Origin of the sequence: Burkholderia crassaminum (assembly GCF_964265005.1) — a bacterium.
In the GTDB taxonomy this organism is placed as follows: Bacteria; Pseudomonadota; Gammaproteobacteria; order Burkholderiales; family Burkholderiaceae; genus Burkholderia.
Window position 1 is genome coordinate 1,806,380 of sequence record NZ_OZ183799.1, and the last position, 26,582, is coordinate 1,832,961.

Annotated in this window: 20 protein-coding genes; 17 read left to right on the forward strand and 3 right to left on the reverse strand. The window is 65.7% G+C overall.

Annotation, left to right across the window (positions count from 1 at the left end):
- Positions 1-347: 347 nt before the first annotated feature.
- The 4 genes from ACPTTF_RS08355 (at position 348) to ACPTTF_RS08370 (ending at position 6,877) form a co-directional block, all read left to right on the forward strand.
- On the forward strand, positions 348-2,270 hold the full coding sequence (locus ACPTTF_RS08355) for a PrkA family serine protein kinase (RefSeq protein WP_166964227.1): 1,923 nt from the start codon (positions 348-350) through the stop codon (positions 2,268-2,270).
- A gap of 125 nt (positions 2,271-2,395) precedes the next feature.
- Entirely contained in the window at positions 2,396-3,664 is a 1,269-nt protein-coding gene (locus ACPTTF_RS08360) for a DUF444 family protein (RefSeq protein WP_166964229.1), read from the forward strand.
- On the forward strand, positions 3,661-5,340 hold the full coding sequence (locus ACPTTF_RS08365) for a SpoVR family protein (RefSeq protein WP_166964231.1): 1,680 nt from the start codon (positions 3,661-3,663) through the stop codon (positions 5,338-5,340). Before ACPTTF_RS08360 ends, ACPTTF_RS08365 begins: the two co-directional genes overlap by 4 nt.
- A 232-nt stretch (positions 5,341-5,572) precedes the next feature.
- Positions 5,573-6,877 carry an MFS family transporter gene (locus ACPTTF_RS08370; RefSeq protein WP_166964233.1) on the forward strand — a complete coding sequence of 435 codons (1,305 nt, stop codon included), beginning with the start codon at positions 5,573-5,575 and terminating at the stop codon, positions 6,875-6,877.
- 97 nt (positions 6,878-6,974) lie between these two features.
- Here ACPTTF_RS08370 and ACPTTF_RS08375 read toward each other — a convergent pair whose 3' ends face one another.
- The gene (locus ACPTTF_RS08375) at positions 6,975-7,904 is read right to left on the reverse strand and encodes a LysR family transcriptional regulator (RefSeq protein WP_423370859.1); all 930 of its coding nucleotides are present in this window, start codon (positions 7,902-7,904) and stop codon (positions 6,975-6,977) included.
- A 137-nt stretch (positions 7,905-8,041) separates the two neighbouring features.
- Here ACPTTF_RS08375 and ACPTTF_RS08380 point away from each other — a divergent pair, with 137 nt between their 5' ends.
- The 9 genes from ACPTTF_RS08380 to ACPTTF_RS08420 all read left to right on the forward strand — a co-directional run bounded on the left by ACPTTF_RS08380 (position 8,042) and on the right by ACPTTF_RS08420 (position 17,518).
- The gene (locus ACPTTF_RS08380; RefSeq protein WP_423391168.1) at positions 8,042-9,043 is read left to right on the forward strand and encodes an agmatine deiminase family protein; all 1,002 of its coding nucleotides are present in this window, start codon (positions 8,042-8,044) and stop codon (positions 9,041-9,043) included.
- A gap of 46 nt (positions 9,044-9,089) precedes the next feature.
- On the forward strand, positions 9,090-10,004 hold the full coding sequence (aguB, locus tag ACPTTF_RS08385; protein ID WP_166964239.1) for an N-carbamoylputrescine amidase: 915 nt from the start codon (positions 9,090-9,092) through the stop codon (positions 10,002-10,004).
- 10 nt (positions 10,005-10,014) lie between these two features.
- The gene (locus ACPTTF_RS08390) at positions 10,015-11,127 is read left to right on the forward strand and encodes a polyamine ABC transporter substrate-binding protein (RefSeq protein WP_423370861.1); all 1,113 of its coding nucleotides are present in this window, start codon (positions 10,015-10,017) and stop codon (positions 11,125-11,127) included.
- A 50-nt stretch (positions 11,128-11,177) separates the two neighbouring features.
- Positions 11,178-12,290, forward strand: a complete 1,113-nt coding sequence (locus ACPTTF_RS08395; RefSeq protein WP_423370862.1) for an agmatine deiminase family protein — start codon at positions 11,178-11,180, stop codon at positions 12,288-12,290.
- Positions 12,291-12,439: 149 nt separating this feature from the next.
- On the forward strand, positions 12,440-13,954 hold the full coding sequence (locus ACPTTF_RS08400; RefSeq protein ID WP_166964245.1) for an agmatine deiminase family protein: 1,515 nt from the start codon (positions 12,440-12,442) through the stop codon (positions 13,952-13,954).
- Positions 13,955-14,229: 275 nt separating this feature from the next.
- Positions 14,230-14,925, forward strand: a complete 696-nt coding sequence (locus ACPTTF_RS08405) for an alpha/beta hydrolase (protein WP_166964247.1) — start codon at positions 14,230-14,232, stop codon at positions 14,923-14,925.
- 225 nt (positions 14,926-15,150) lie between these two features.
- Positions 15,151-15,966, forward strand: coding sequence for an ABC transporter substrate-binding protein (locus ACPTTF_RS08410; RefSeq protein WP_423370863.1), 816 nt, complete (start codon positions 15,151-15,153; stop codon positions 15,964-15,966).
- A gap of 101 nt (positions 15,967-16,067) precedes the next feature.
- Positions 16,068-16,790: an amino acid ABC transporter permease gene (locus ACPTTF_RS08415; RefSeq protein ID WP_423370864.1), complete on the forward strand. Its 723-nt coding sequence runs from the start codon at positions 16,068-16,070 to the stop codon at positions 16,788-16,790.
- Between the two features lie 2 nt (positions 16,791-16,792).
- Positions 16,793-17,518, forward strand: a complete 726-nt coding sequence (locus tag ACPTTF_RS08420) for an amino acid ABC transporter permease (protein ID WP_166964253.1) — start codon at positions 16,793-16,795, stop codon at positions 17,516-17,518.
- A 181-nt stretch (positions 17,519-17,699) separates the two neighbouring features.
- Here the strand turns inward: ACPTTF_RS08420 and ACPTTF_RS08425 are convergent, their stop codons facing one another.
- Positions 17,700-18,962 (reverse strand): M23 family metallopeptidase, encoded by a 1,263-nt coding sequence (locus ACPTTF_RS08425; protein ID WP_423370865.1) that lies wholly within the window; start codon positions 18,960-18,962, stop codon positions 17,700-17,702.
- Between the two features lie 336 nt (positions 18,963-19,298).
- Complete coding sequence (locus tag ACPTTF_RS08430) at positions 19,299-19,946, reverse strand: TetR family transcriptional regulator (RefSeq protein ID WP_166964257.1); 648 nt, start codon at positions 19,944-19,946, stop codon at positions 19,299-19,301.
- A gap of 150 nt (positions 19,947-20,096) precedes the next feature.
- Between ACPTTF_RS08430 and ACPTTF_RS08435 the strand changes: the two genes are divergently transcribed.
- From ACPTTF_RS08435 to ACPTTF_RS08450, 4 genes are all read left to right on the forward strand, one after another.
- Complete coding sequence (locus tag ACPTTF_RS08435; RefSeq protein ID WP_423370866.1) at positions 20,097-21,296, forward strand: MexX/AxyX family multidrug efflux RND transporter periplasmic adaptor subunit; 1,200 nt, start codon at positions 20,097-20,099, stop codon at positions 21,294-21,296.
- A 20-nt stretch (positions 21,297-21,316) separates the two neighbouring features.
- On the forward strand, positions 21,317-24,454 hold the full coding sequence (locus ACPTTF_RS08440; RefSeq protein ID WP_423370867.1) for a multidrug efflux RND transporter permease subunit: 3,138 nt from the start codon (positions 21,317-21,319) through the stop codon (positions 24,452-24,454).
- The gene (locus tag ACPTTF_RS08445; protein WP_423371858.1) at positions 24,454-25,920 is read left to right on the forward strand and encodes an efflux transporter outer membrane subunit; all 1,467 of its coding nucleotides are present in this window, start codon (positions 24,454-24,456) and stop codon (positions 25,918-25,920) included. Before ACPTTF_RS08440 ends, ACPTTF_RS08445 begins: the two co-directional genes overlap by 1 nt.
- Before the next feature lie 395 nt (positions 25,921-26,315).
- Complete coding sequence (locus tag ACPTTF_RS08450) at positions 26,316-26,552, forward strand: hypothetical protein (RefSeq protein WP_423370868.1); 237 nt, start codon at positions 26,316-26,318, stop codon at positions 26,550-26,552.
- Positions 26,553-26,582 lie beyond the last annotated feature (30 nt).

Sequence of the window (26,582 nt, forward strand, 5' to 3'; positions counted from 1 at the left end):
CGTAAGGGCACTGCGAAAAAAATTTGTAACGGCGCGCGCAACGTGTCGTCGTAAACAGCGGCTCGAACGTATAGGGATGAAGGGGGAAGTGGCGACGTCGGATGTGTCCAACGCACAAGACGTTCCGTTGTTCGACGAGACGCGACGGATGCAGTTTCTGCGACTCGGGAGGTCGATTGTAAAACGACGAAATGCGTTGTCCAAGCGGTGTTGCCGAGAATGACGAACTTCATACGAAGAGTTCGTGAAAAAAAATAAGAAAGGGTTTAGGATGAATTCGAACGAGCTTGCTTCTGCGCAGTCGTACGAAGGCAGGCACGTCTTCAGACTCAGGCGAGGGAGGTAGCATGGATATTTACAGCAGCTTCGCGAACCGCTTCGAAAAAACGCGAGAGGAAGAGCTCTCGCTGGAGGAGTATCTCGCGCTCTGCAAGAACGATCCATCCGCGTACGCGACGGCTGGTGAACGCATGCTGGCAGCAATCGGGGAACCTGAACACATCGATACCCGCAACGACCCGCGCCTGTCGCGGATCTTTGCGAACAAGGTCATCAAGGTCTATCCCGCATTCCGTGAGTTCTACGGAATGGAGGAAGTGATCGAGCAGGTGGTCGCATACTTCCGTCACGCTGCGCAAGGGCTCGAAGAGAAGAAGCAGATCCTCTATCTGCTTGGCCCGGTGGGCGGCGGCAAGTCGTCGATCGCCGAGCGTCTGAAGCAACTGATGGAGCGCGTGCCGTTCTATTCGCTGAAGGGTTCGCCCGTCAACGAATCGCCGCTCGGGCTGTTCGACTACGACGAAGACGGCCCGATCCTCGAGGAACAGTACGGCATTCCGCGCCGCTACCTGAAAAACATCCTGAGTCCGTGGGCCGTCAAGCGCCTGCACGAATACAACGGCGACATCCGCCAGTTCCGCGTGGTGCGTCGCTATCCGTCGATCTTGCGGCAGGTCGGCATCGCGAAGACGGAGCCGGGTGACGAGAACAATCAGGACATCTCGTCGCTGGTCGGCAAGGTCGATATCCGCAAGCTCGAACAGTACGCGCAGGACGACGCCGACGCGTACAGCTACTCGGGTGGCCTGTGCCTCGCGAACCAGGGCCTGCTCGAGTTCGTCGAAATGTTCAAGGCGCCGATCAAGGTGTTGCACCCGCTGCTCACCGCCACGCAGGAAGGCAACTTCAAGGGCACCGAGGGCTTCGGCGCGATTCCGTTCGACGGGATCATCCTCGCGCACTCGAACGAGTCGGAGTGGAAGGCGTTCCGCAACAACCGCAACAACGAGGCACTGCTCGACCGGATCTTCGTCGTGAAGGTGCCGTATTGCCTGCGCGTCTCGGAAGAGACCAAGATCTACGAGAAGCTGATCCGCAACTCGTCGCTGGCCGAGGCCGTCTGCGCGCCGGGCACGCTGAAGATGATGTCGCAGTTCTCGGTGCTGTCGCGCCTGCACGAGCCGGAGAATTCGAGCCTGTTCTCGAAGATGCAGGTGTATGACGGCGAAAATCTCAAGGACACCGATCCAAAGGCGAAGTCGTACCAGGAATACCGCGACTACGCGGGCGTGGACGAAGGGATGACGGGCGTGTCGACACGCTTCGCGTTCAAGATCCTGTCGCGCGTGTTCAACTTCGATTCGAGCGAGGTCGCGGCCAACCCCGTGCACCTGATGTACGTGCTCGAGCAGCAGATCGAACGCGAGCAGTTCCCGCCGGAAACCGAGCAGAAGTACCTGTCCTTCGTGAAGGACGTGCTCGCGTCGCGCTACGCGGAATTCATCGGCAAGGAGATCCAGACGGCCTACCTCGAGTCGTATTCGGAGTATGGCCAGAACATCTTCGACCGCTACGTCACGTATGCGGACTTCTGGATCCAGGATCAGGAATTCCGCGATCACGATACGGGCGAGAGCTTCGACCGCGCCGCGCTGAACGCGGAGCTGGAGAAGATCGAGAAGCCGGCCGGCATCAGTAATCCGAAGGATTACCGCAACGAGATCGTGAACTTCGTGTTGCGTGCACGGGCGGCGAATGCCGGCAAGAACCCCGTGTGGACGAGCTACGAGAAGTTGCGCGTCGTGATCGAGAAGAAGATGTTCTCGAATACCGAGGAACTGTTGCCGGTGATTTCGTTCAACGCAAAGGGTTCGGCGGAGGAACAGCGCAAGCATGAGGACTTTGTGAACCGGATGGTCGCGAAGGGCTATACGCCGAAGCAGGTGAGGCTGCTTTGCGACTGGTACCTGCGCGTGCGCAAGTCGTCATGACGCGCGTGGTACCGCGCCCGTACGGCGAGTCCGTACGGGCAACTTCAGAGACGCCGCCCGCTTGACGGGAGACGGCATGTGCGGCGAGCGTCCCGGCATATCGACTTTCGAGCGGGAGACCGGCAGTGCTTCATCAAATCATCGACCGCAGGCTGGCCGGCAAGAACAAGAGTATCGCCAACCGCGAACGCTTTCTGCGTCGCGTCAAGAACTACATTCGTCGTGCCGTGTCCGACGCGGTGCGCGACCGTAGCATCAAGGATATCCAGAGCACGCAGAGCATCACGATCCCGCGCAAGGACATCGCCGAGCCGAATTTCCGGCACGGGCCGGGCGGGCGTCGCGAATACGTGCACCCCGGCAACGAGGACTACGTGCGCGGCGACAAGATCCCGCGCCCGCAGGGCGGCTCGGGCGGCGGTGGCAGTCAGGCGAGCAACGAGGGCGAAGGGCAGGACGACTTCGTGTTCGAATTGTCACGCGACGAGTTCATGCAGTACTTCTTCGACGATCTCGAACTGCCGCGCCTTGTGAAGACGCACCTGCTGACGGTGCCGAGCTGGAAGAACGTGCGCGCGGGCTGGTCGGCGGAAGGCACGCCGAACAACATCGATGTCGTGCGTTCGCTGCGCAGCGCACTCGGGCGTCGCATCGCGCTCGGCTCGCCGCTCGTCAACGAGCTGCGCGAGCTCGAAGCGCAGCTCGACGCGATGAAGAGCGATCCGGAAGACCGGCGCGCGGAGATCGCGGTGCTCGAGGCCGAGATCCATCACCTGAAGGGGCGCATCTGGCGGATTCCGTTCATCGATCCGTTCGACCTGCGCTACATCAACCGCGTGAAGCAGCCGCAACCGTCGAGCCAGGCCGTGATGTTCTGCCTGATGGACGTGTCGGGCTCGATGGACGAGCAGCGCAAGGATCTGTCGAAGCGCTTCTTCATCCTGCTTTACCTGTTCCTCAAGCGTAACTACGAGCGCATCGAGGTGGTGTTCATCCGTCACCACACGCGTGCCGAGGAAGTCGACGAGGACACCTTCTTCCATTCGACCGAAAGCGGCGGCACGGTGGTGTCGAGTGCGCTCGAGCTGATGCGCAAGGTGATGAACGAGCGCTACTCGCCGACTGAGTGGAACATCTACGGCGCGCAGGCGTCCGACGGCGACAACTGGACCGACGATTCGCCGAAGTGTCGCAAAATCCTGGAAGAGGATATCCTCACGAAGACGCGTTACTTCGCGTATATCCAGGTCGCGCCGGAAGAGCAGAACCTGTGGCTGGAATACGCGCAACTGGCCCTGTCGCAGCCGCATCTCGCGATGAAAAAAGCGGAGTCGGCCGCCGACATTTACCCGGTGTTTCGCGAATTGTTCGAAAAGCAGGTGGAAATGTCATGACGACCCGCCATCTGCACAACGAGTCGCGCGGCTATGCGCCGCGCCCTTCCGGTGACGACACGGCCGGCTCTGCCGCATCGCAGCAACGCGGGCAGGCCGAACCGCCGCCGCCGGCCGCCGACTTGCCCGGTCCAGGGCAAAAGGAAGCGCGTATGAACGTTGCCGAACGCAAGCCGTTGCCGTGCCCGTCCGACTGGACGTTCGAACTGCTCGAGGAATACGACACGCACATCTCGCAGGTTGCCGAACAATACGAGCTCGACATCTACCCGATCCAGCTCGAACTGATCAGCGCCGAGCAGATGATGGACGCGTATGCGTCGGTCGGGATGCCCGTGAACTACCGTCACTGGTCGTTCGGCAAGCACTTCCTGTCGACCGAGAAGAGCTACCGCCGCGGCCAGATGGGGCTCGCGTACGAAATCGTCATCAACTCGAACCCGTGCATCGCGTATCTGATGGAAGAGAACACGATGACGATGCAGGCGCTCGTCATCGCGCACGCGGCGTACGGGCACAACTCGTTCTTCAAGGGCAACTACCTGTTCCGGCTGTGGACCGACGCGCACGCGATCATCGACTATCTCGTGTACGCGAAGAACTACGTCGCGGAATGCGAGGAGCGCTACGGCCTCGATCGCGTCGAGGAACTGCTCGATTCGTGCCATGCACTGATGAACTACGGCGTCGACCGCTACAAGCGGCCGCAGAAGCCTTCGCTGTCGAAGGAGTCCGCGCTGCGGCGCGAACGCGAGGCGTACCTGCAGTCGCAGGTGAACGAACTGTGGCGCACGCTGCCGGGCAAGAAGCCCGAGCTGATGGAAGAACAGGAAGACCGCTATCCGCCCGAGCCGCAGGAGAACCTGCTGTATTTCGCGGAAAAGAATGCGCCGCTGCTCGAACCGTGGGAGCGGGAAGTGATCCGCATCGTGCGCAAGATCGGCCAGTATTTCTATCCGCAGCGGCAGACGCAGGTGATGAACGAAGGCTGGGCGACATTCTGGCACTACACGCTGCTGAATACGCTGTACAACCAAGGGAAGCTGGAAGACAGCTTCATGATGGAGTTCCTGCATTCGCACAGCAACGTGGTCTACCAGCCGCCCGTCACGAAGCCGTACTACAGCGGGATCAACCCGTATGCGCTCGGGTTTTCGATGATGAGCGACATCCGGCGGATCTGCGAAGCGCCGACGGAGGAAGACTACAAGTGGTTTCCGGAGATCGCGGGCACCCCGTGGCTGCCGGCGATGCACTACGCGATGCGCAACTTCAAGGACGAGAGCTTCATCGCGCAGTACCTGTCGCCGAGCCTGATCCGCGACATGCGGCTCTTCTCGGTGCTCGACGACGACATGCGCGATTCGCTCGAGGTGTCGGCGATCCACGACGATTCGGGCTACCAGTACGTGCGACAGGCACTGTCGAGGCAGTACGACATCCATCACCGCGAGCCGAACATCCAGGTGTGGGCGGTGAACACGCGCGGCGACCGCAGTCTCACGCTGCGCCACTTCATGACCGACAACCGCCACCTGTCGAACGACAGCGACGAGGTGCTCAAGCACATGGCGCGGCTCTGGCAATTCGACGTGTTCCTGGAAAGCGTCGACGAGGCCGGCACCGTGCGCAAGCGCTACGAGTGCCGCTACGTACCGCCGGAGGTGCGCATCTGATCAGCGCCTGCGGAAAGTTTGCATCGGACGCCAGCCTGCGGGCTGGCGTTTTCATATGACGAACACGTGGCGGGAGAAGAATTTTCTACATCCGGACGAACCCGGAGAGCCTGTTACTTTACATTTCGCTAAAATCCCGTAGCGCCGTGCGCCGGAACCGGTGCCACGTTCGATCGCACGCGGCGGCCCCGGCCGTCTCGCCCAGAAAGCACTATAAGGAACAGACCAATCCATGGACGTCCAGACCGACCAAGCTGCGCTGTCCGCGCATGACACCCGGCGGCGCGTGTTCGCCATTGTCGGCGCCTCGTCGGGCAACCTCGTCGAGTGGTTCGACTTCTACATCTACTCGTTCTGCGCGCTGTACTTCGCGCCGGCGTTTTTCCCGAGCGGCAACACGACGACGCAGCTGCTGAACACGGCGGGCGTGTTCGCGGCCGGCTTCCTGATGCGTCCGATCGGCGGCTGGCTGTTCGGCCGCATCGCCGACCGCCACGGCCGGCGCAACGCGATGATGATCTCGGTGCTGATGATGTGCGGCGGCTCGCTCGTGATCGCGGTGCTGCCGACCTATGCGCAGATCGGCGCGCTCGCGCCGGCGCTGCTGCTGGTCGCGCGGCTGTTCCAGGGGCTGTCGGTGGGCGGCGAGTACGGCACGAGCGCGACCTACATGAGCGAGGTGGCGCTGAAGGGCCGCCGCGGCTTCTTCGCGTCGTTCCAGTACGTGACGCTGATCGGCGGCCAGCTGTGCGCGCTGCTCGTGCTCGTGATTCTGCAGCAGACGCTATCGGCCGACGAACTGAAGGCGTGGGGCTGGCGCATTCCGTTCGTGGTCGGCGCGGCGGCCGCGCTGATCTCGCTGTACCTGCGCAAGTCGCTCGACGAGACGTCGACGTCCACATCGCGCGACAAGAAAAATGCCGGCACGATCCGCGGCGTGTGGCAGCACAAGGGGGCGTTCTTCACGGTGGTCGGCTTCACCGCCGGCGGCTCGCTGATCTTCTACACGTTCACGACGTACATGCAGAAGTACCTCGTGAACACGGCCGGCATGCATGCGAAGACGGCCAGCAACGTGATGACCGTCGCGCTGCTCGTCTACATGCTGATGCAGCCGGTGTTCGGCGCGCTGTCCGACAAGATCGGCCGCCGCACGTCGATGATCCTGTTCGGCGCGTTCGCGGTGATCGGCACGGTGCCGCTGATGCATGCGCTGAAGGACGTGACGAGCCCGGTGGCCGCGTTCGTGCTGATCACGGTCGCGCTCGCGATCGTCAGCTTCTACACGTCGATCAGCGGGCTGATCAAGGCCGAGATGTTCCCGCCGGAAGTGCGTGCGATGGGTGTCGGCCTGTCGTATGCGGTCGCGAACGCGATCTTCGGCGGCTCGGCCGAGTACGTCGCGCTGTGGTTCAAGTCGATCGGCAGCGAGGAAACCTTCTACTGGTACGTGACCGTGCTGTGCGCGATCTCGCTGCTCGTATCGTGGCAGATGCGCGATCCGAGCAAGGAAGGGTATCTGCGTCACGAGCCGTGATCGGCTGCACATTGCGCATATGGTGCGCATTGCGCGCATTTGCATCTTGACGAACGTCCCGCCAGCCGGCGGGACGTTTTTTTTTTGCGGCGTGCGATTACGCGGGTGGAGGCGGCGCAGGGTCGGGCGCCGCGGCGGATGCGCTCGACAAGCTGCCTTGCTCGACCAGCCATTCGAACATCCGCTCGACGATCGGCGAGCGCGACGGGCCTTCCATGCGAGACAGCCACCACGTGGTGCCGGGCAATCGCGGGTAGTCGGCGAGCACGGTCAGCGCGCGCTGGTCGATGCTCGCCTGCGCAACGAGGCGCGGCAGGCAGGCGATGCCGCGGCCGCGCAGCACGGCGTCCAGCACGAGCCGCTGGTCGTCGTAGATCGCATGCATTCGGAACGCCGACAGCCGCTCGCGGAACACCGTCGCCAGGCGCTCGTCGGTCAGGCTGGCTTCGAGACAGATGAGCCCCGCATGCTGCGGATGCTCGTCGCGCGTCACGCGTTCGAGTTGCTCCGCCAGCGGGGTCGCGCACACCGTCACCCATTCGTCCCGCATGAACGGGATATCGAGCAGGCCGGGCTGCAGCATCGGCCGCATGCCGATCGTCATGTCGACGTCGATCTCGTCGACGTAGCGCGCGGTTTCGTCGGTCGACAGCAGCGGGCACAGGTCGGGCAGGACCTGCTGTAACTGCTCGAGGCGCGGCTGCAGCCAGCCGTGCAGCAACGGCGCGGGACACACGAGCACGACGAGCCCCGGGTTCAGGTAGGTCGCGATGCGGTCGAGCCCGCCGCGCAACGTGTCCATCGCGCGCTGCACGCTGCGCTGCAGGACCTCGCCGGCGATGGTCAGCTCGACGCCGCGGCCGCGCCGGCGGAACAGCGGTTGCCCGAGTTGCGCTTCGAGCTGCTGGATCTGATGGCTGATCGCCGATTGCGACAGGTGCAGCTCGTCGGCCGCGCGCGAGAAATTACCCAGCCGGGCCGCGGCTTCAAAGCCGATCAGGAGCTTCAGGGACGGAACACGTTGCATCGAGGTATGAGGTTAATTGATCGATTAAGCCAAAAAATATCAATATTCATCAAGTTTAACCTGACGCACAATCGGCCATCAATCACAACGGAGGTTGAACGATGGGTCGCTTTGATGCTCGCCAGCGCGGTTACCGGATGCCTGCCGAATGGGAATCCATGGATGCCACGTGGCTCGGATGGCCGGTTCTCGACAATCGCGAGGAGCTGTGGGGGAGCCATTACGCGCAGGTGTGCCGCGAATTCGCGCTGGTCGCGCGGACGATCGCGCGCTACCAGCGCTGCGTGGTGGCCGTGCATCACAGCCAGGCCGATGCCGCGCGCGAGCGGGTTGGCGCGAGCGTGGACGTGCTGCCGGTCGCGGCCGAGGACAACTGGCTGCGCGATTGCGGGCCGATCTTCCTCACGAGCGAACAGCGCGGGCTGGGCGCGGCCGTGTTCCGCTTCAACTGCTGGGGTGAGAAGTACCAGCCGTACGACGGCTGCCAGCAGGCCGGACAGGATATCGCGCGCGCGGCCGGTGCGGAGATCTTCAATTCGCACATGGTGCTGGAGGGCGGCTCGTTTTATGTCGACGGACAGGGCACGCTGGTCACCACCGAGAGTTGCCTGCTGCATCCCAATCGCAATCCGCACCTGAGCCGCGCGGAGATCGAGGCGGAACTGCGCCGCATGCTGGGCGTCGAGAAGATCGTGTGGCTGCCGGGCAATCCCGACGAAGTGGAGACGAACGGGCACGTGGACGGCATCGCGTCGTTCATCGCACCCGGCCGGATGCTGTGCCAGACCGCGCTGCCGGAGCAGGGCGACTATTTTCATGTGATGCGGGAAAACCGTCGCGCGCTGGAACTCGCGACCGATGCGGCGGGGCGCCGTTTCGAGCTGCTCGACCTGCCGTCGCCGATCGTCACCGAACGCTTCGGCTCCGAGCGCTACTGCGATTGCTATGCGAACTACATTCTGGTGAACGGCGCGGTGATCGTGTCCGCGTTCGGCGTCGAGCAGGATCAGGCCGCGCGCGAGGTATTCGGTCGCGCGTTCCCCGGGCGCAATGTGGAGATGCTGCCGATCCCGACGCTGTCGATCGGCGGCGGCAGCATCCACTGTTCGACGCAGCAGCAGCCGTCCGTCGCGAACTGAGCGACGTCCCGTCAGCGGTTTCCGGTCCCACCGAGGAGCAATCGCAATGCCGTCCAAACACATTACCGTCGCCGCCGTCCAGATGGCGTCGGGCAGCTGGAATCTCGAAGACAACATGGCCACCGCGGAGCGCCTGATCCGCGCGGCCGCCGCGCAGGGCGCGAATCTCGTGCTGTGCCCGGAGCTGTTCGCGATGCCGTACTTCTGCCTCGACCAGAACGTGCGCCATCTCGAACTCGCGCAGCCGTTCGAAGGCAACGCGCAGATCGCCCGTTTCGCGGCGCTGGCCGGCGAACTCGGCGTCGTGCTGCCGATCGGCTTCTTCGAGCGTGCGGGCAATGCCGCGTACAACTCGATCGCCGTGGCGGACGCGGACGGGCGCGTGCTCGGCGTCTATCGCAAGACGCATATCCCGGACGGGCCGGGCTATACGGAGAAGTTCTATTTCACGCCGGGCGATACCGGCTTCAAGGTGTGGGATACGCGCTTCGGCCGGATCGGCATCGGCATCTGCTGGGACCAGTGGTACCCGGAGACGGCGCGCAGCCTCGCGTTGATGGGCGCCGAGATCCTGTGCTTTCCGACCATCATCGGCTCGGAGCCGTTCAGCAGCGAGTTCGATTCGGCGGGGCATTGGCAGCGCACGATGCAGGGCCACGCGGGCGCCAACATGGTGCCGGTGGTGGCGGCCAACCGGATCGGCCGCGAAGTCGGCTTCGGCAACGGCAATCCGCAGCAGCAGGCGCTCACGGGCGTGTTCTACGGGTCGAGCTTCATCGCGGATCACACCGGAGAGAAGCAGGTCGAGGCGAACCGCACCGACGAAGCGGTACTCGTGCACACGTTCGATCTCGACGCGATCCGCGCCGACCGGCAATCGTGGGGCTTTTTCCGCGATCGCCGCCCGGAGATGTATCGCACGTTGCTGACCAGCGACGGTGTATCGTCCTGCTATCGATGAGGGAGGCCCGATGAAACGGAACGGATGGTTGCGCTTCGCGGTGCCGGGCCTCGCGCTGTGCGTATTGGCCGGAACGGCCCGCGCCGACGACGAGAAGGTGCTGAACCTGTACAACTGGAGCAATTACTTCGCGCCGGATACGCTGGCCGGCTTCGAGAAGGAAACCGGCATCAAGGTGCGCTACGACGCGTACGACAGTGACGAGACATTGCAGTCGAAGCTGCTGACCGGCAACAGCGGCTACGACCTCGTGTGGCCGACCAACGACTTCATGGCCAAGCAGATCCAGGCGGGCGTGTTTCGCAAGCTCGACAAGAACCGGCTGCCGAACCTGAAGTATCTCGATCCGTCGCTGCTGAAGCAGATGGCGCAATCCGATCCCGGCAACCAGTACGGCGTGCCGTACATGTGGGGTACCGTGGGCGTCGGCTACGACCGCGCCAGGGTGCGCGCGATCCTTGGCAAGGACATGCCGGCCGACAGCCTCGACCTGCTGTTCAAGCCGGAGATCGCGGCGCGCGTGGCCGCGAAGTGCGGGCTGGGCCTGCAGGACTCCGCGAGCACCGTGCTGCCGCTGGCGCTGCGCTACATCGGCCGCGATCCGATGCATCCGTCCACGCAGGACTATGCAGCCGCGCAGGCGATGCTGATGAAGATCCGGCCGTTCATCCGCGAGTTCGTGGGTTCGTCCGATGCCAACGAGTTGATCGACGGGGAGCTGTGCGTGACGGTCGGCTTTTCCGGCGCGATCAACCTGGCCGCGCAGAAGGCGAAGGCGCTCGATCCGAAACGCGACGTCGTGTACGACATTCCGCGGATCGGCACCCTGATGTGGTTCGACGCGATGGTCATTCCGGCATCCGCGAAACATCCGGACAACGCGCATGCGTTCATCAACTACATCCTGCGTCCGGACGTGATCGCGAAGATCTCGAATTCGACGCGTTACGCGAATGCGAACCTGGGTGCGCTGAAGCTGATGGATCCGGCGCTGGTGCGCGATCCGGCCATCTATCCGGACGAGTCGACGCGGCGTACGCTGTTCACGCCGATCGCCGAATCGCCGGCCACGATGCGTCTCGAAGGCCGGACCTGGCTCGGCTTCAAGACGGCGCGCCCGTGACGGCCAGCACCGAAACAATCGAAGTAACCGGCAAGCGAAAGAGGAATGCCATGACCACACGACGTCAACTGTTGAAACGCGGCCTGTCCGTCTCGGGCGCGGCGCTGGCCGCCAGCGCGATGGGCGGGTTGTTCGGCCGCGCCGCGCACGCGCAGCAGGGCGCCACCTGGCACATGCCGGACGAAGGCGCGCCGCACACGGCGACCTGGATGGCGTTCGGCCCGAGCGAGGACATCTGGGGCGCGCGGCTGTTGCCCGTGGTGCGCGAGCATCTCGCCGCGGTCGCGAAGGCCATCGCCGCGCACGAGCCGCTCAAGATGCTGGTGCGGGAAGAGGATTACGCGGTCGCGTCGCGCCTGTGCGGCTCGTCGGTCGAACTCGTCCAGCATCCGGTCGACGACCTGTGGATGCGCGACACCGGGCCCGTGTTCGTGAAGAGCGCGTCGGGCCAGCTCGGCGGCGTGAGCTTCAATTTCAACGGCTGGGGCAACAAGCAGGAACACGACCAGGACGCGGAAGTCGCGCCGTTCGTGGCGGAGCGCGCCGGTGCGCGGCTGATCGACACGAAGCTCGTGCTGGAAGGCGGCGGCATCGAGGTGGACGGCGAGGGCACGGCGATCATCACGCGCAGCTGCGTGCTCAATCCGAACCGCAATCCGGGCGTCAGCCAGGCCCAGTGCGAGGCGGAACTGAGCCGGTTGCTGGGGCTGAAGAAGATCATCTGGTTACCGGGCATCGCAGGCAAGGACATCACCGACGGGCATACCGACTTCTACGCGCGCTTCACGAGCCCGGGCGTCGTGGTGGCGGGGCTCGACACCGATCCGTCGTCGTACGACCACGCGGTGACGCGGCAGCATCTGGAGATCCTGCGGAAATCCACCGATGCGAAGGGGCGCCCGTTGAAGGTCGTCGTGCTGCAGGGGCCGAAGACCGTCCGGCGCACCTACGAGAACGCGGAGTTCGCGGCTGGCTACATCAACTTCTACGTGTGCAATCGCGCGGTGATCGCGCCGCAATTCGGCGACAGCCGGGCCGACCGCAATACGCGCGACGCGCTCGTCGACCTGTTTCCCGGCCGTGAAGTCATTCAATTGAACATCGACGCCATCGCCGCGGGTGGCGGCGGCATCCACTGCACCACGCAACAGCAGCCGGCCTGAACGCGGCCACGGGCCGGTCCCCGCGACCGGTCCGCACGCTGCCTGCATTTTCCAGTCTTTACGGACTACTGATAAACCGCGCGAAATCCGTCTCGGAGGACGGACGCCGATGCGCACGCGCGCACGGGTTGCGCAACGGAGTTGAATACATGACGAAGAAAGGTACTCACGCGAGCACGAACAAGCGCGAGCCGCTTATGGCGGATGCCGGCCGACGCGGATTCATCCGCTATTCGGCGGCCTGGCTCGGCATGCCGCTGCTGGGCAGCCTGGCTGCATGCGGTGGCGGCGACGGCGGTGGCGGTGCATCCGACCCGGGAGGCGCGTCGCGCCCGACGCCGTCGGCACGGCAGGCCGTGTACCGGCTGCCGGCCGAAGATGCGCCGCACGCGTTGACCTACATGACCTTCGCGTCCGGCGTGGACGGTATCTGGGCGCCGGTCACGTCACAGAGCACGGATGCCGGCATCGACCGCGTGCGGGCCGACCTGATGGACGTCGCGAAGGCAATCGGCGCAACCGAACCGGTCAACATGCTGGTGCTGCCGGTCGACCTGGACGCGGCCCGCGTGCTGCTCGCGAACGCAAGCGTGGCGAATCCCGACCTGCATGCGCGCTATGCGGCACGCGCCGCAGGCACGGGCGGGATCACCCTCGTGCCGCTCGCCGACGGCTTCAACGATTTCTGGGTGCGCGACACGGGTTGCGTGTTCGTCAGGGACACGGCGAACGGCAATGCGCTGAACGCGATCGGCTTCAACTTCAACGGCTGGGGCAACGCGAACACCGATGGCGCCGGCCAGAGTGCGGGGACGATTCCGCCGGCGATCCTGGCCGCGAGCAACCGGTCGAAAGCGGGCAAGTTCTTCCAGGCGTTCAGCCAGGACAGCCGGGTGGCGGGCTGGATGGCGCAGACCAAAGGCGCGAACCTGGTCCGCAGCACGTTGACGCTCGAAGGCGGCGCAATCGAATTCGACGGCGACGGGACGGCGATCCTCACCGAATCGTCCGTGCTGCACGTGAACCGGAATCCGCAATTGTTCGACATCCCGAACGGCGTGATCGCCAATGCGACGCTGCTGCCGACGGCCCGGGATACCGTGCTGGCCGAACTGCAGCGCACGCTCGGCGTGCGGAAGATCATCTGGCTGCCGGGTACGGCAACCTATCCGCGCGGCAGCGGCGTCGGTGGCGCGGGCGGTGCGGCGACGCCGGCCGGCGAAAGCGACATCACGAACGGTCACGTCGATTTTTACGCGCGCTTTCTCGCGCCCGGCGTGGTCGCGTGCTGCTACGACGCGTCGAATTCGACCGGCGAACGCGCGTTGACGGACGCCAACCGGCAACGCCTGGCCGGCCAGACCGATGCGAACGGCCGGCCGCTGAAGATCGTCGAACTGGTGCCGCCGGTCAATTTCGGCAAGTCGGCCGGCACGAGCCTGAACGACCGGCAAATGACGAACTTCGCGGCCGGCTACATCAACTTCTACACGTGCAACGGTGCGATCGTCATGCCGAAGTTCAACGATGCAGCGGCCGATGCCGCCGCGGTCGCGGCGATCCGGCCGTATGCGGGAAGTCGCGCGATCGTGCAGGTCGACATCCTCGGCATCGCGTCGGGCGGCGGCGGCATCCATTGCTCGACCCGGGAAGTGCCGGCGTGAGCGTGTCCCGTCATATCGATATTGAAATCGATTCGTTGTCCATGACGGGCGAATTCCTTAATCTGAGCCCGTAGTTCGTGTGACACCTCCTTGACTGGGATTCGCGCCCGCTGCTTGCAGCGGGCGTCTTTTTTTGGTGTGTTGCGTCTCACGCCGGCCCCGGCGGGGTTGGTCGCGCGCGGCCGCTCGCCTATGCTGGTTGCTGCATGTCCGCGCGACGGTCCGGATCGGCCGGGCCGGTGACGGTTCGATGACATGCCACGTCAAGGAGAGTCATGATGAGCAAACCCGCGATCGTGCTCGTGCACGGCTTCTGGGGCGGCGCCGCGCACTGGGCAAAAGTGATCGTCGAACTCGCGCGCAAAGGCCATGCGTCGCTGCATGCGGTCGAATTGCCGCTGACTTCGCTCGCCGACGACGCCGAACGCACGCGCAGGATGGTCGCGCAGCAGTCGGGCCCCGTGCTGCTGGTCGGCCATTCGTATGGCGGCGCTGTGATCAGCGAGGCCGGCAACCTGCCGAATGTCGCCGGCCTCGTGTTCATTGCCGCATTTGCCCCCGACGCCGGCGAAAGCCCTGGCGGGATCACGCAGGAACACCTGCCGGCGGCGGCGCCGAACCTCGCTCCGGACAGCGACGGCTATCTGTGGATCAAGCCCGACAAATTCCACGAGAGTTTCTGCCAGGACCTTTCGTCGGACGAAGCGCTCGTGATGGCCGTCACGCAGAAGGCGCCAGTGGCGAGCACGTTCGCGGACACCATCCACGCGCCCGCGTGGCGCGTGAAACCATCGTGGTACCAGATCTCGAGCGAGGACCGGATGATCGCGCCGGAAAACCAGCAACGGATGTCGGCGCGAATGGACGCGCGCAAGGTCATCACGCTCGATGCGAGCCATGCATCGCTCGCGTCGAAGCCGGTGGCGGTCGCCGCGCTGATCGACGAGGCGGCGACGTCGCTCGCCGGGTGATGCGCCCGAAGCCGGGCGCGGCGGGCAGCGCGCAGCGCCATGCCGCGCCGGCGGCTCGCGTGGCTCATCACGAAACCCGCTGAGCAAAGCACCATTTGTTGGTTCGGATTCACAGCACGCGCTGATACGTTAGCGGCTTCGCGACGACACACTCCGTCGCGATGTTCTTCGAACCAGGCCGCCGCGCGATCCGCGGCGGCCTTCATAACAAATCAGGTCGTGCTCATGAAAATCCACACTCTCGCTACGTGGCTCGTCGGGGTTGCGCTCGTTACCGCAGGCACCGTCGCACATGCGGACCGTCTCGACGACATCAAGAAGGCCGGCGTGCTGCGCGTCGCGACGTTCGACAGCAACCCGCCGTTCGGCTATGTCGACGGCAAAAGCAATCACATCGTCGGCCTCGACGTCGACTATGCAAAGGCACTCGCCGACAAGCTCGGCGTGAAGCTGCAGCTCCAGCCGACCAACCCCGCGAACCGCATTCCGTTTCTGACGTCCGGCAAGGTCGACCTCGTGCTCGCCAACTTCACGATCACCGACGAGCGCGCGAAGCAGGTCGACTTCAGCATTCCGTATTTCTCGTCGGGCCAGCAGTTTCTCGCGAAGAAGGGCGTGCTGAAATCGGCCGACCAGTTGAACGCGCTGCGCGTCGGTGCCGACAAGGGTACGACCAACGAGATCACGCTGCGCGAGAAATTCCCGAAGGCGACGATCGTCGCGTATGACGACACGCCGTTCGCGTTCGCCGCGCTGCGCGCCGGCAACGTGCAGGCGATCACGCAGGACGGCCCGAAGCTGATCGGGCTGCTCGCGAACGTGCCCGACAAGCAGAACTACGAGATCCCGGCGTTTACGATCTCGAACGACTACATGGGCGTCGGCGTGCCGAAAGGCGAGACGCGCCTGCTCGGCTTCGTCAACGACACGCTGAAGGGGCTCGAGGCGAACGGCCGCGCCGTGCAGATCTACGACGCATGGTTCGGGCCGACGACGAAGACGCCGCTCACGCGCATCTTCCGGATCGGCGACAAGACCTGAATCAGGTAAAAGCCGCACGCGCGCCGCGTTCGCGCCGGAACACCGGCGTCGCGGCGCTTTTCGTTTTCTTCCGATCGCGCGCTTCGCGCCCGTAACACGACATGCTCGGGTTGGCTCCCAAATATCTGTCCTGGCTCTGGCAGGGCTTCCTGCTGACGCTCGGTCTCGCTGCCGCGTCGGCCGTCGCGGCAACCGCCGGCGGGCTGCTGCTCGCGGTCATGCGGCATGCGCGCGGCACGGCGCCGCGCGCAGTGGCGGCCGCGTACGTCGTCACGTTCCGCAACACGCCGCTGCTCGTGCAGTTGCTGTTCTGGTATTTCGGCGTCGCGTCGCTGCTGCCTGAAACCTGGGTCGCGTGGCTGAACGCGCGCCATGCGTTGAGCATGGGTCCGTTCACGCTCGCGTGGCCGTCGTTCGAATTCGTCGCGGGCTGGGTCGGGCTGAGCGCGTATACGGCTGCGTTCGTCGCCGAGGAATGCGAAGCCGGCTTGCGCGGCGTGCGGCGCGCGCAGCATGATGCGGCTGCCGCGCTCGGCCTCACGCCGATGCAGTCGCTGCGCTACGTGGTGCTGCCGCAGGCCGTGCGCATCGCATTGCCGCCGCTGTTCGGCCAATACATGAATCTCGTGAAGAACTCGTCGCTCGCGATGGCGATCGGCGTGGCCGAGTTGTCGTATGCATCGCGGCAGGTCGAGACCGAGACCTTCAAGACCTTCGCCGCATTCGGCGTCGCGACGCTGCTGTACGTCGCGGCGGTGGCCGCGATCGAAGCAGGCGCGTATGCCGCGACGCAGTGGCGCGACCGGCTCGGGGCGGGGCGCTGACGATGGACTTCTCGCTGCTGCTTTCGAACCTGCCGTACCTGCTCGTCGGCGCATTCCCGGAAGGGCCGCTCGGCGGCGCCGCGCTGTCGCTGCTGCTCGCGATCGCGTCGGCGCTCGCATCGGCCGTGCTCGGCATCGCGCTCGGCGTTGCCATGGCGCTCGCGCGCGGCCCTGCGCGCGTGCTGCTGCTCGCGTTCATCGGCTTCTTCCGCGCGATTCCCGTGCTGATGCTGATTTTCTGGACCTACTTCCTGATGCCCATGCTGCTGCACATGGACGTGCCGGGGCTCGCGACGGTCGTGTGCGCGCTCGCGCTGATCGGCGGCGCGTATCTCGCGCACGCGGTGCATGCGGGCATCGTCGCGGCGGGCGACGGGCAATGGCAGGCCGGGCTGTCGCTCGGGCTCACGCGCTGGCAGACGGTGCGCTACGTGCTGTTGCCGCAGGCGATCCGGATCATGACGCCGTCGTTCGTGAACCAGTGGGTCGCGCTCGTGAAGGACACGTCGCTCGCCTATATCGTCGGCGTGCCGGAACTGTCGTTCGTTGCGACGCAGGTGAACAACCGGCTGATGGTGTATCCGGCGCCGATCTTCCTGTTCGTCGCGCTGATCTATCTGGTGCTGTGTACGTCGCTCGACGGCGCGGCACGCTGGCTGCTGTCGCGCCGTCCGCGCGCGCAACGCGCCGCGCAAGCGGCGGCCGAGTACACGGAACCCGCGCGGTAACGGCATGCCGCGGCGCTAGCCGTTGCCGCGGCCGTCTCGAATTGCCGATGAGGCTGTGTCGGTGAATGGATGCAGCGGACCGCACACCGGGCAGGTCGGGCCCGGCGGGCAGTACGGACAAGGAAGGAAGAGGGCCGGCCGCGCGCCGCTGCTCGTCGAGCGGCGGCAGGCGGCGCGTGCGTCACGACGCGGAGTAGTGCGTATTGAAGACCGCGCGCAGCGTCGAGGTGTCGGTCGCGAAATCGCCCCACAGCGGCCCGTCGTTCTGCGCGAACGCGAACGGCGCCGTATTGATCGACGCGAAACGGAAGCGCCATTGCGCCGCTTCCTGGCGGAAGGCGGTGAGCTGCATGTCGGACAGCGCCGTCTGCGCGCTCGCGAGCGTGACGAGCGGGTCGACCGGATTGTTCGCGACGCGCACCTCGAAGTGCAGGTGCGGGCCCGTTGCGGCGCCGGTCATCCCGACCGAGCCGATGCGCTGGCCCTGCTTCACGGTTTCGCCCGTCTTCAGGCCGTGCGCGAACGCGGACAAGTGCGCGTAGTAGGTCGAGTAACCATCGGCATGATCGACGATCACATAGCGGCCGTAGCCGCCCGGATCGGTGCCGACGAACGACACGACGCCGTCGGCCGCAGCGTCGACGGGCGTGCCGGTCGGCGCGGCGAGATCGACGCCCGTGTGGAACGCCATCGCCTGCGACAGCGGATGGATGCGCTCGCCGAAGAACGAGCTGATGCGCGTCCACTTGACCGGCATCGTGAAGGCGGCGGCTTCGAGCGGCGAGCCGTCGAGCGCATAGTACGCGCCGTGCTCGGCGCCCGGCGCGCGGAACCAGATCGCGCCGAACGTGCGGCCGGCGACGCGCAGTTCGAGCGCGGTGAGGCGCGGCGTGCCGTCGTTCGTATCGAACGCGACGCGGTAGTAGTCGCCGCGCTGCGCGCTCGCGCGCACCGCGACCTTGCCGCTGACGAGATCGCCGAGCTGGATGCGCACTTCGGGCGGCACGTCGAGTCGGTTCAGCGTATCGGACAGCGTGAGCTCGATGTCGCCCGCGCGCATCCCGTGCTGGCTTTCAGGGGCCGCGAACTGGAACAGGTTCGCATAGCCGAGCATGTCGTTGCGGTGCGCGCTGAGCGGTGCGAACAGGCCCGGCTGCGGGCTGCGGTCGTTGCGTTCGCCGGCATCGTTGCGCTCGCCGATCGTGCGGGCGAGCTCGCTCGTCACGAAATGCTGCGCGGTGGGAAACGGCGTGTCGGACAGCACGCGCTGCGGCAGCGCGGCCGTGCCCGAATCAACGGCGCCCGGCAGTTGCGACACGGCCGGCAGCGCGGCGAGGCCGAGTGCGGCGAGGGCGCCGAGCACGGCGGCCGGCACGAGCGCGCGCACGACACGCTGCGCGCGGCCGGGCGCGAAAGCATCAGGGGTAGCGGCAGGCTTGACCAAGGTGTCCACATCCAGGAAAGCGGTTCAAAGGGGTGTGGGCAGGGGCCACCGGTGGCATCCGTCGGGTAGCGACGGGGCGGGCGGCGGGCGTGCAACAAAACAGGCCCCGCCAGGGGCCTGTGTCGTTTCCGTTCGACCCAACGCGCGGGGCGGGCCCGCTTCGAACGGCGGCGTGCATAGCGGGTCGAACCCGGTTATCACGAAGACGCTAAAGAAAGATGACAGCGTCAGTCTACCGATGTTCCGCAAAACGTTAAAAATTTTAAAGGGGGTCAGCTCATTCGTTTCGCAGTGCGGTAAATCGGGTTAAATCAGCATTTATTACGACAATTTTCATCAGTCAGGCAATTTGTGCGCGCGATTGCGCAACGCGGTGGACATGCGCACGGTGTCGAAGCCGGCGTCGAGCATGGCCTCGGCGTCGTTCCACAGGTTGCCGCGCAGCCGGTTGGTCCAGATCATCGACGCGAACACGCCTTCGAGCAGGGACACGAGGTAGACGGCGGCCAGGTGCACGTCGAGATCGGCGGCGAGTTCGCCGGCCGCGATCGCGCGGCGCAGCAGCGCCTTCGTGATCCGCAGCATCTGCAATTCGAGCAGCATGCGGCGCCGCTGAAGCGCGCCGTTTTCCTCGCTCTGCTCGCACTTGGTATAGAGGATCACGAGCACGCGCTGCATCGGGCCCGGCTCGCCGCATTCCTGCAGATAGTGCGACGCGGCGCGCCGCAGTGTGGCGAGCGGCGGCAGGCCTTCGCCTGCGTCGAAGCCTTCCGACGTGTGAGCGAACGCGCGATCGCACATCGCGAGACACACTTCCATCTTGTTGCGGTAGTGGCCGTAGACGGCGCCTCGCGACATCCCGGCGGCCTCGGCGAGATCCGCCATCGCGGTTTGCGCGACGCCTTTCTCGAGCAGCACGAGCTCGGCGGCGTCGAGGATCCGGTGCTTGATGGCGAGCGATTCTTCGCGGGTCTTGCGGGCCATGTCCTGATGTTCCTTACAGTTCGCTGTCGTTTTATTGAGACAGTGTGACGGTCAGATTGAAGCGGTGTGTATTTAATCAGTCGTGACTGATTATAATCGGCCACCCTGAGCTGCCGCATTTTATCGGCGGCGATCGATCCGAGGTCACACATGAATAACAATCGCTCCCTGTTGCGCCATGGGCTGGCGCCGTTCGCGCTGGCGGCCGTGCTGGCCCTGGCCGGATGTGGAAAGGGCGACAAGGACACCGCGCCGGAGGCCGCGAAACAGGCGACGGTCGTGACGGTGCGCCCGACGGCCGTGCCGATGACCGTCGAATTGCCGGGCCGGCTCGACGCATACCGGCAGGCGGAAGTGCGTGCGCGGGTCGCGGGCATCGTGACCGCACGCACCTACGAGGAAGGCCAGGAAGTGAAGCAGGGCGCGGTGCTGTTCCGCATCGATCCCGCGCCGCTGAGGGCCGCACGCGACGCCGCGCAGGGCGCGCTCGCGAAGGCGCAGGCCGCCGCACTCGCGGCGAGCGACAAGCGCCGGCGTTACGAGGATCTCGTGCGCGATCGCGCAGTGAGCGAGCGCGACCACACCGAGGCCGTTGCCGGCGACACGCAGGCGAAGGCCGACGTGGCGTCCGCGAAGGCGGAACTCGCACGGGCGCAGTTGCAGCTCGACTATGCGACCGTCACCGCGCCGATCGCGGGCCGTGCGCGACGCGCACTCGTGACCGAAGGTGCGCTCGTCGGCCAGGACCAGGCGACGCCGCTCACGACCGTCGAGCAGCTCGATCCGATCTACGTGAACTTCTCGCAACCGGCCGCCGACGTCGACGCGCTGCGCCGCGCGGTGAAGAGCGGGCGCGCGACGGGCATTGCGCAGCACGACATTTCGGTGACGCTGCTGCGCGCCGACGGCACCGCGTATCCGCTGAAGGGCAAGCTGCTGTTCAGCGATCTCGCGGTCGATCCGACCACCGACACCGTCGCGATGCGCGCGCTGTTCCCGAATCCGGAGCGAGAGCTGTTGCCGGGCGCGTATGTACGGATCGCGCTCGATACGGCGGTCGACCAGCGGGCGATCCTCGTGCCGCGCGATGCGCTGCTGCGCACGGCCGACCGCACGTCGGTACGCGTCGTCGGCACGAACGGCAAGGTCAAGGACGTCGAAGTCGCAGCCGACCAGATGAGCGGCCATGACTGGCGCATCACGCGCGGCCTCGCGGGTGGCGAGCGCGTGATCGTCGACGACGCCGCGCAGTTCGCGCCCGATACGGCCGTCAAGCCCGTCGAGAAGGCGCCGCCGTCGAAAGCGGTGCCGGCAGCGGCCGCTTCGCAGGCGGCCGCCCGTCAAACCTGACCGGTTAACACCACACCACCATGGCACGTTTCTTCATCGATCGCCCCGTCTTCGCGTGGGTGATCGCAATCTTCTTCATGCTGGGCGGCGCATTCGCGATCCGCGCGCTGCCCGTTGCGCAGTACCCGGACATCGCGCCGCCCGTCGTCAGCATCTATGCGACGTACCCGGGCGCGTCCGCGCAGGTCGTCGAGGAATCGGTGACCGCGCTGATCGAGCGCGAAATGAACGGCGCGCCGGGGCTGATGTACACATCGGCCACCAGCAGCGCCGGGATGGCGTCGCTGTACCTGACGTTCAAGCAGGGCGTGAACGCCGATCTCGCGGCCGTCGAAGTGCAGAACCGGCTGAAAACGGTCGATGCGCGGCTGCCGGAACCGGTGCGGCGCGACGGCATCCAGGTCGAGAAGGCCGCCGACAACATCCAGCTCGTCGTGTCGCTCACGTCGGAAGACGGGCGGATGACCGACGTGCAGCTCGGCGAATACGCGTCGGCGAACGTCGTGCAGGCGCTGCGCCGCGTCGAGGGTGTCGGCAAGGTGCAGTTCTGGGGCGCCGAGTACGCGATGCGGATCTGGCCCGACCCGGTGAAGATGGCCGGGCACGGCCTCACCGCGTCGGATATCGCGTCGGCGGTGCGTGCGCACAATGCGCGCGTGACGATCGGCGACATCGGCCGCACCGCGGTGCCGGCCAGCGCGCCGATCGCGGCGACCGTGTTCGCCGATGCGCCGCTGAAGACGCCGGCCGACTTCGGCGCGATCGCGCTGCGCACGCAGGCCGACGGCTCCGCGCTGACCCTGAGCGACGTCGCACGCATCGAGTTCGGCGGCAACGACTACAACTACCCGTCGTACGTGAACGGCAAGGTCGCGACCGGGATGGGCATCAAGCTCGCGCCGGGCTCGAACGCGGTGTCCACCGAGAAGCGCGTGCGCGCGACGATGGACGAGCTGTCCGCGTATTTCCCGCCGGGCGTGAAGTACCAGATCCCGTACGAGACGTCGTCGTTCGTGCGCGTGTCGATGAACAAGGTCGTCACGACGCTGATCGAGGCCGGCGTGCTCGTGTTCCTCGTGATGTTCCTGTTCATGCAGAACCTGCGCGCGACGCTCATCCCGACGCTCGTCGTGCCGGTCGCGCTCGCGGGTACGTTCGGCGTGATGTACGCGGCCGGTTTCTCGATCAACGTGCTGACGATGTTCGGGATGGTGCTCGCGATCGGCATCCTCGTCGACGATGCGATCGTCGTGGTCGAGAACGTCGAGCGGCTGATGGTCGAGGAGGGCCTTGGGCCCTACGACGCGACCGTCAAGGCGATGAAGCAGATCAGCGGCGCGATCGTCGGGATCACCGTGGTGCTGACGTCGGTGTTCGTGCCGATGGCGTTCTTCGGCGGCGCGGTGGGCAACATCTACCGGCAGTTCGCGCTGTCGCTCGCGGTGTCGATCGGTTTCTCGGCCTTCCTCGCGCTGTCGCTCACGCCCGCACTGTGCGCGACGCTGCTCAAGCCCGTGTCCGGCGATCACCACGAGAAGCGCGGCTTCTTCGGCTGGTTCAACCGCTTCGTCGCGCGTTCGACCCAGCGCTATGCGACGCGTGTCGGCAAGATGCTGAAGAAGCCGGTGCGCTGGCTCGTCGTGTACGGCGCGCTGACCGCGGCTGCGGCGCTGATGCTCACGCAACTGCCGACCGCGTTCCTGCCGGACGAGGACCAGGGCAACTTCATGGTGATGGTGATCCGGCCGCAAGGCACGCCGCTCGCGGAAACGATGCAGAGCGTACGCGAGGTCGAGTCGTATATCCGCAAGGACGAACCGGCTGCGTACACGTTCGCGCTCGGCGGCTTCAACCTGTACGGCGAAGGGCCGAACGGCGGGATGATCTTCGTCACGCTGAAGAACTGGAAGGACCGCAAGGCCGAGCGCGATCACGTGCAGTCGATCGTCGCGCGCATCAACGAGCGCTTCACGGGTACGCCGAATACGACGGTGTTCGCGATGAACTCGCCGGCGCTGCCCGATCTCGGTTCGTCGAGCGGTTTCGACTTCCGGCTGCAGAACCGCGGCGGGCTCGACTATGCGACGTTCAGCGCCGCGCGCGAGCAGCTGCTCGGGGCGGGCCACAAGGATCCGGCGTTGACCGACCTGATGTTCGCCGGCACGCAGGACGCGCCGCAGCTGAAGCTCGATATCGATCGCGCGAAGGCGTCGGCGCTCGGCGTGTCGATGGACGAGATCAACACGACGCTCGCGGTGATGTTCGGCTCCGACTATATCGGTGACTTCATGCACGGCACGCAGGTGCGGCGCGTGGTCGTGCAGGCCGACGGGCTGCACCGGCTCGATCCGGACGACGTGAAGAAGCTGCGCGTGCGCAACGCGCGCGGCGAGATGGTGCCGCTCGCGGCGTTCACGACGCTGCACTGGACGATGGGGCCGCCGCAGCTCACGCGCTACAACGGCTATCCGTCGTTCACGATCAACGGCTCGGCCGCGGCAGGCCACAGTAGCGGCGAGGCGATGACCGCGATCGAGCAACTCGCCGCGAAGCTGCCGGCCGGCATCGGCTACTCGTGGTCGGGGCAGTCGTTCGAGGAGCGGCTGTCGGGCGCGCAGGCGCCGATGCTGTTCGCGCTGTCGGTGCTAGTCGTGTTCCTCGCGCTCGCGGCGCTCTACGAGAGCTGGTCGATTCCGTTCGCGGTGATGCTGGTCGTGCCGCTCGGCGTGATCGGCGCGGTGCTCGGCGTCACGCTGCGGATGATGCCGAACGACATCTATTTCAAGGTGGGGCTGATCGCGACGATCGGGCTTTCCGCGAAGAACGCGATCCTGATCGTCGAAGTCGCGAAGGACCTGGTCGCGCAGCGCATGTCGCTCGTCGACGCGGCGCTCGAGGCCGCGCGCCTGCGGCTGCGGCCGATCGTGATGACGTCGCTCGCGTTCGGCGTCGGCGTGCTGCCGCTCGCGTTCGCGTCGGGCGCCGCGTCCGGCGCACAGATGGCGATCGGCACCGGCGTGCTGGGCGGCGTGATCACGGCGACCGTGCTCGCAGTGTTCCTCGTCCCGCTGTTTTTCGTGATCGTCGGCCGCCTGTTCGACGTCGGCCCGCGCCGGCGCGGCGGCGCGCAGCCGGCGACGATGGAGGGTTCTCAATGATGTTTGCGCTGAATGCACGCGCCGCGCTGCGGGTTCAGGTTGCGCTGGCCGCCGCGCTCGCGCTGGCCGGCTGCACGCTCGCGCCGCGTTACGAGCGGCCGGCGGCGCCCGTGCCGGCGACCTATGCGCCGGTCGATGACAGTGCCGCGCCGGCGGCGGCCTCGGCAACGTCCGCCAATGCCGCGCTGCTCGACGACTGGCGCACGTACTTTACCGATGCGGCGCTGCAGGCGTGGATCGACGCGGCGCTCGAGAACAACCGCGACCTGCGGGTCGCGGCGGGCCGGCTCGAGGAAGCGCGCGCGCTGTACGGCGTGCAGCGTGCGGATCGGATGCCGTCGGTCGATGCGAATCTGGGCTATGACCGTGCGCGCCAGTACGACCCGGTCGTGCGCGAAAGCGCGATCAGCGGGCTGTATCGTGCGGGTGTCGGCGTCAGTGCGTACGAGCTCGACCTGTTCGGCCGCGTGCGCAGCCTGTCCGACGCGGCGCTCGCCGAGTATTTCGCGACGGCCGACGCGCAACGCACGGTTCGCATCGGCGTGATCGCCGACGTGGCGGGCGCGTACGTCTCGGAGCGCTCGCTGCACGAGCAGCTCGCGCTGGCGCAGCGCACGCTGGATGCGCGCGAACGCATGGCCGCGCTCACGCAGCGCCGCTATGCGGCCGGCACGAGCGACGCGATCGAGCTGCGCTCGGCCGAGATGCTGGTGGCATCCGCGCGCGCGTCGCAGGCCGCGCTGCAGCGCGAGCATGCGCAGTCCGTGCGGGCGCTGCAGTTGCTCGCGGGCGACTTCGCGCGCAACGTGCCCGGCGACACGACCGCGCTCGACAGGCTGTCGATCGCGCCCGTGGCGCCCGGCGCACCGAGTGCGCTGCTCGAACGGCGGCCGGACATCCGGCAGGCGGAGGCGCGGCTCAAGGCCGCCAACGCGCAGATCGGCGCCGCGCGCGCGGCGTTCTTCCCGCGCATCACGCTGACGAGCGACTACGGCTCGGTCAGCGATGCGTTCTCGAGCCTGTTTACCGGCGGCACCAGCGTGTGGACGTTCGCGCCGCGCATCACGTTGCCGATCTTCGCGGGCGGACGCAACCGCGCGAACCTCGACGTCGCGAACGCGCGCAAGCACATCGCGGTAGCCGATTACGAGAAGACGGTGCAAACCGCGTTCCGTGAAGTGGCCGACGCATTCGCCGCGCGCGACTGGATCGATCGCCAGCTCGCCGCGCAGCAGGACGTGTATGCGGCGGACGGCGCGCGGTTGAAGCTCGCGGAACGCCGCTACGCGGGCGGCGTCGCGACGTATCTCGAACTGCTCGACGCGCAGCGCAGCACGTACGAGTCGGGGCAGGAGCTGATCCGGCTCAAGCAGCTCAGGCTCGCGAATGCGATCACGCTGTATCGCGCGCTCGGCGGCGGCTGGTCGCCGGCGTCGGCGTCGGCGGAGGTCGCGGCTTCCGCGTAGTGCCCGTCGCCTGACGCAGCAGCGCGTCGGGCGGCATGACGGCGGCGGTACGCTTCGGCGTGCCGCCGCCGCTTCCTTCGATCCATAACGCTGTTCCAGCGATATCTTTTCCCACTGACAGGCCGGCCAGGACGTTTTTCATCCTGCAGCAACGCGCACGTGCGCGTTCCGGAACAGCCGTTGTCCTGCGACCGCTCGTGTCGCAATTCCGCGCAAACGTGTGCGGGTCATTTTTCCATCTTTCTCCCATGCGATGCGGTCCGGAAGTCGGGTTCCGGCGACCGCTCATGCGTGCGATTTACGATTCGGAATTGACAATCGAATTAACCATATATCGGAAATAATGAGAGCGGCAAAGTGTCGCAGTAAAACGTTTGTATTCGGGTCGCAATCGTTTGCGCGAAAAAATTGAATTGATTGAATCGCCGTTTAATTTCCTGTTTGTTGAAAATGATTTGATATTGACGTTGTCGAATGGCAACGGTGGCGGCGCTGGACAATGTTTTGTCCTTTTTCGGGCGGATCTTGCGGGAGTCAATGCCAGCAAGGTTGAGCAGGGTGGTGGCGACTATCTGTCGAAAATATCTTTAATCTTCAATTGCTTCCTGAAAATAGAAAAGGACTGCGGATAAAAATGACGTGATTGGAAATCGACAGGAAAG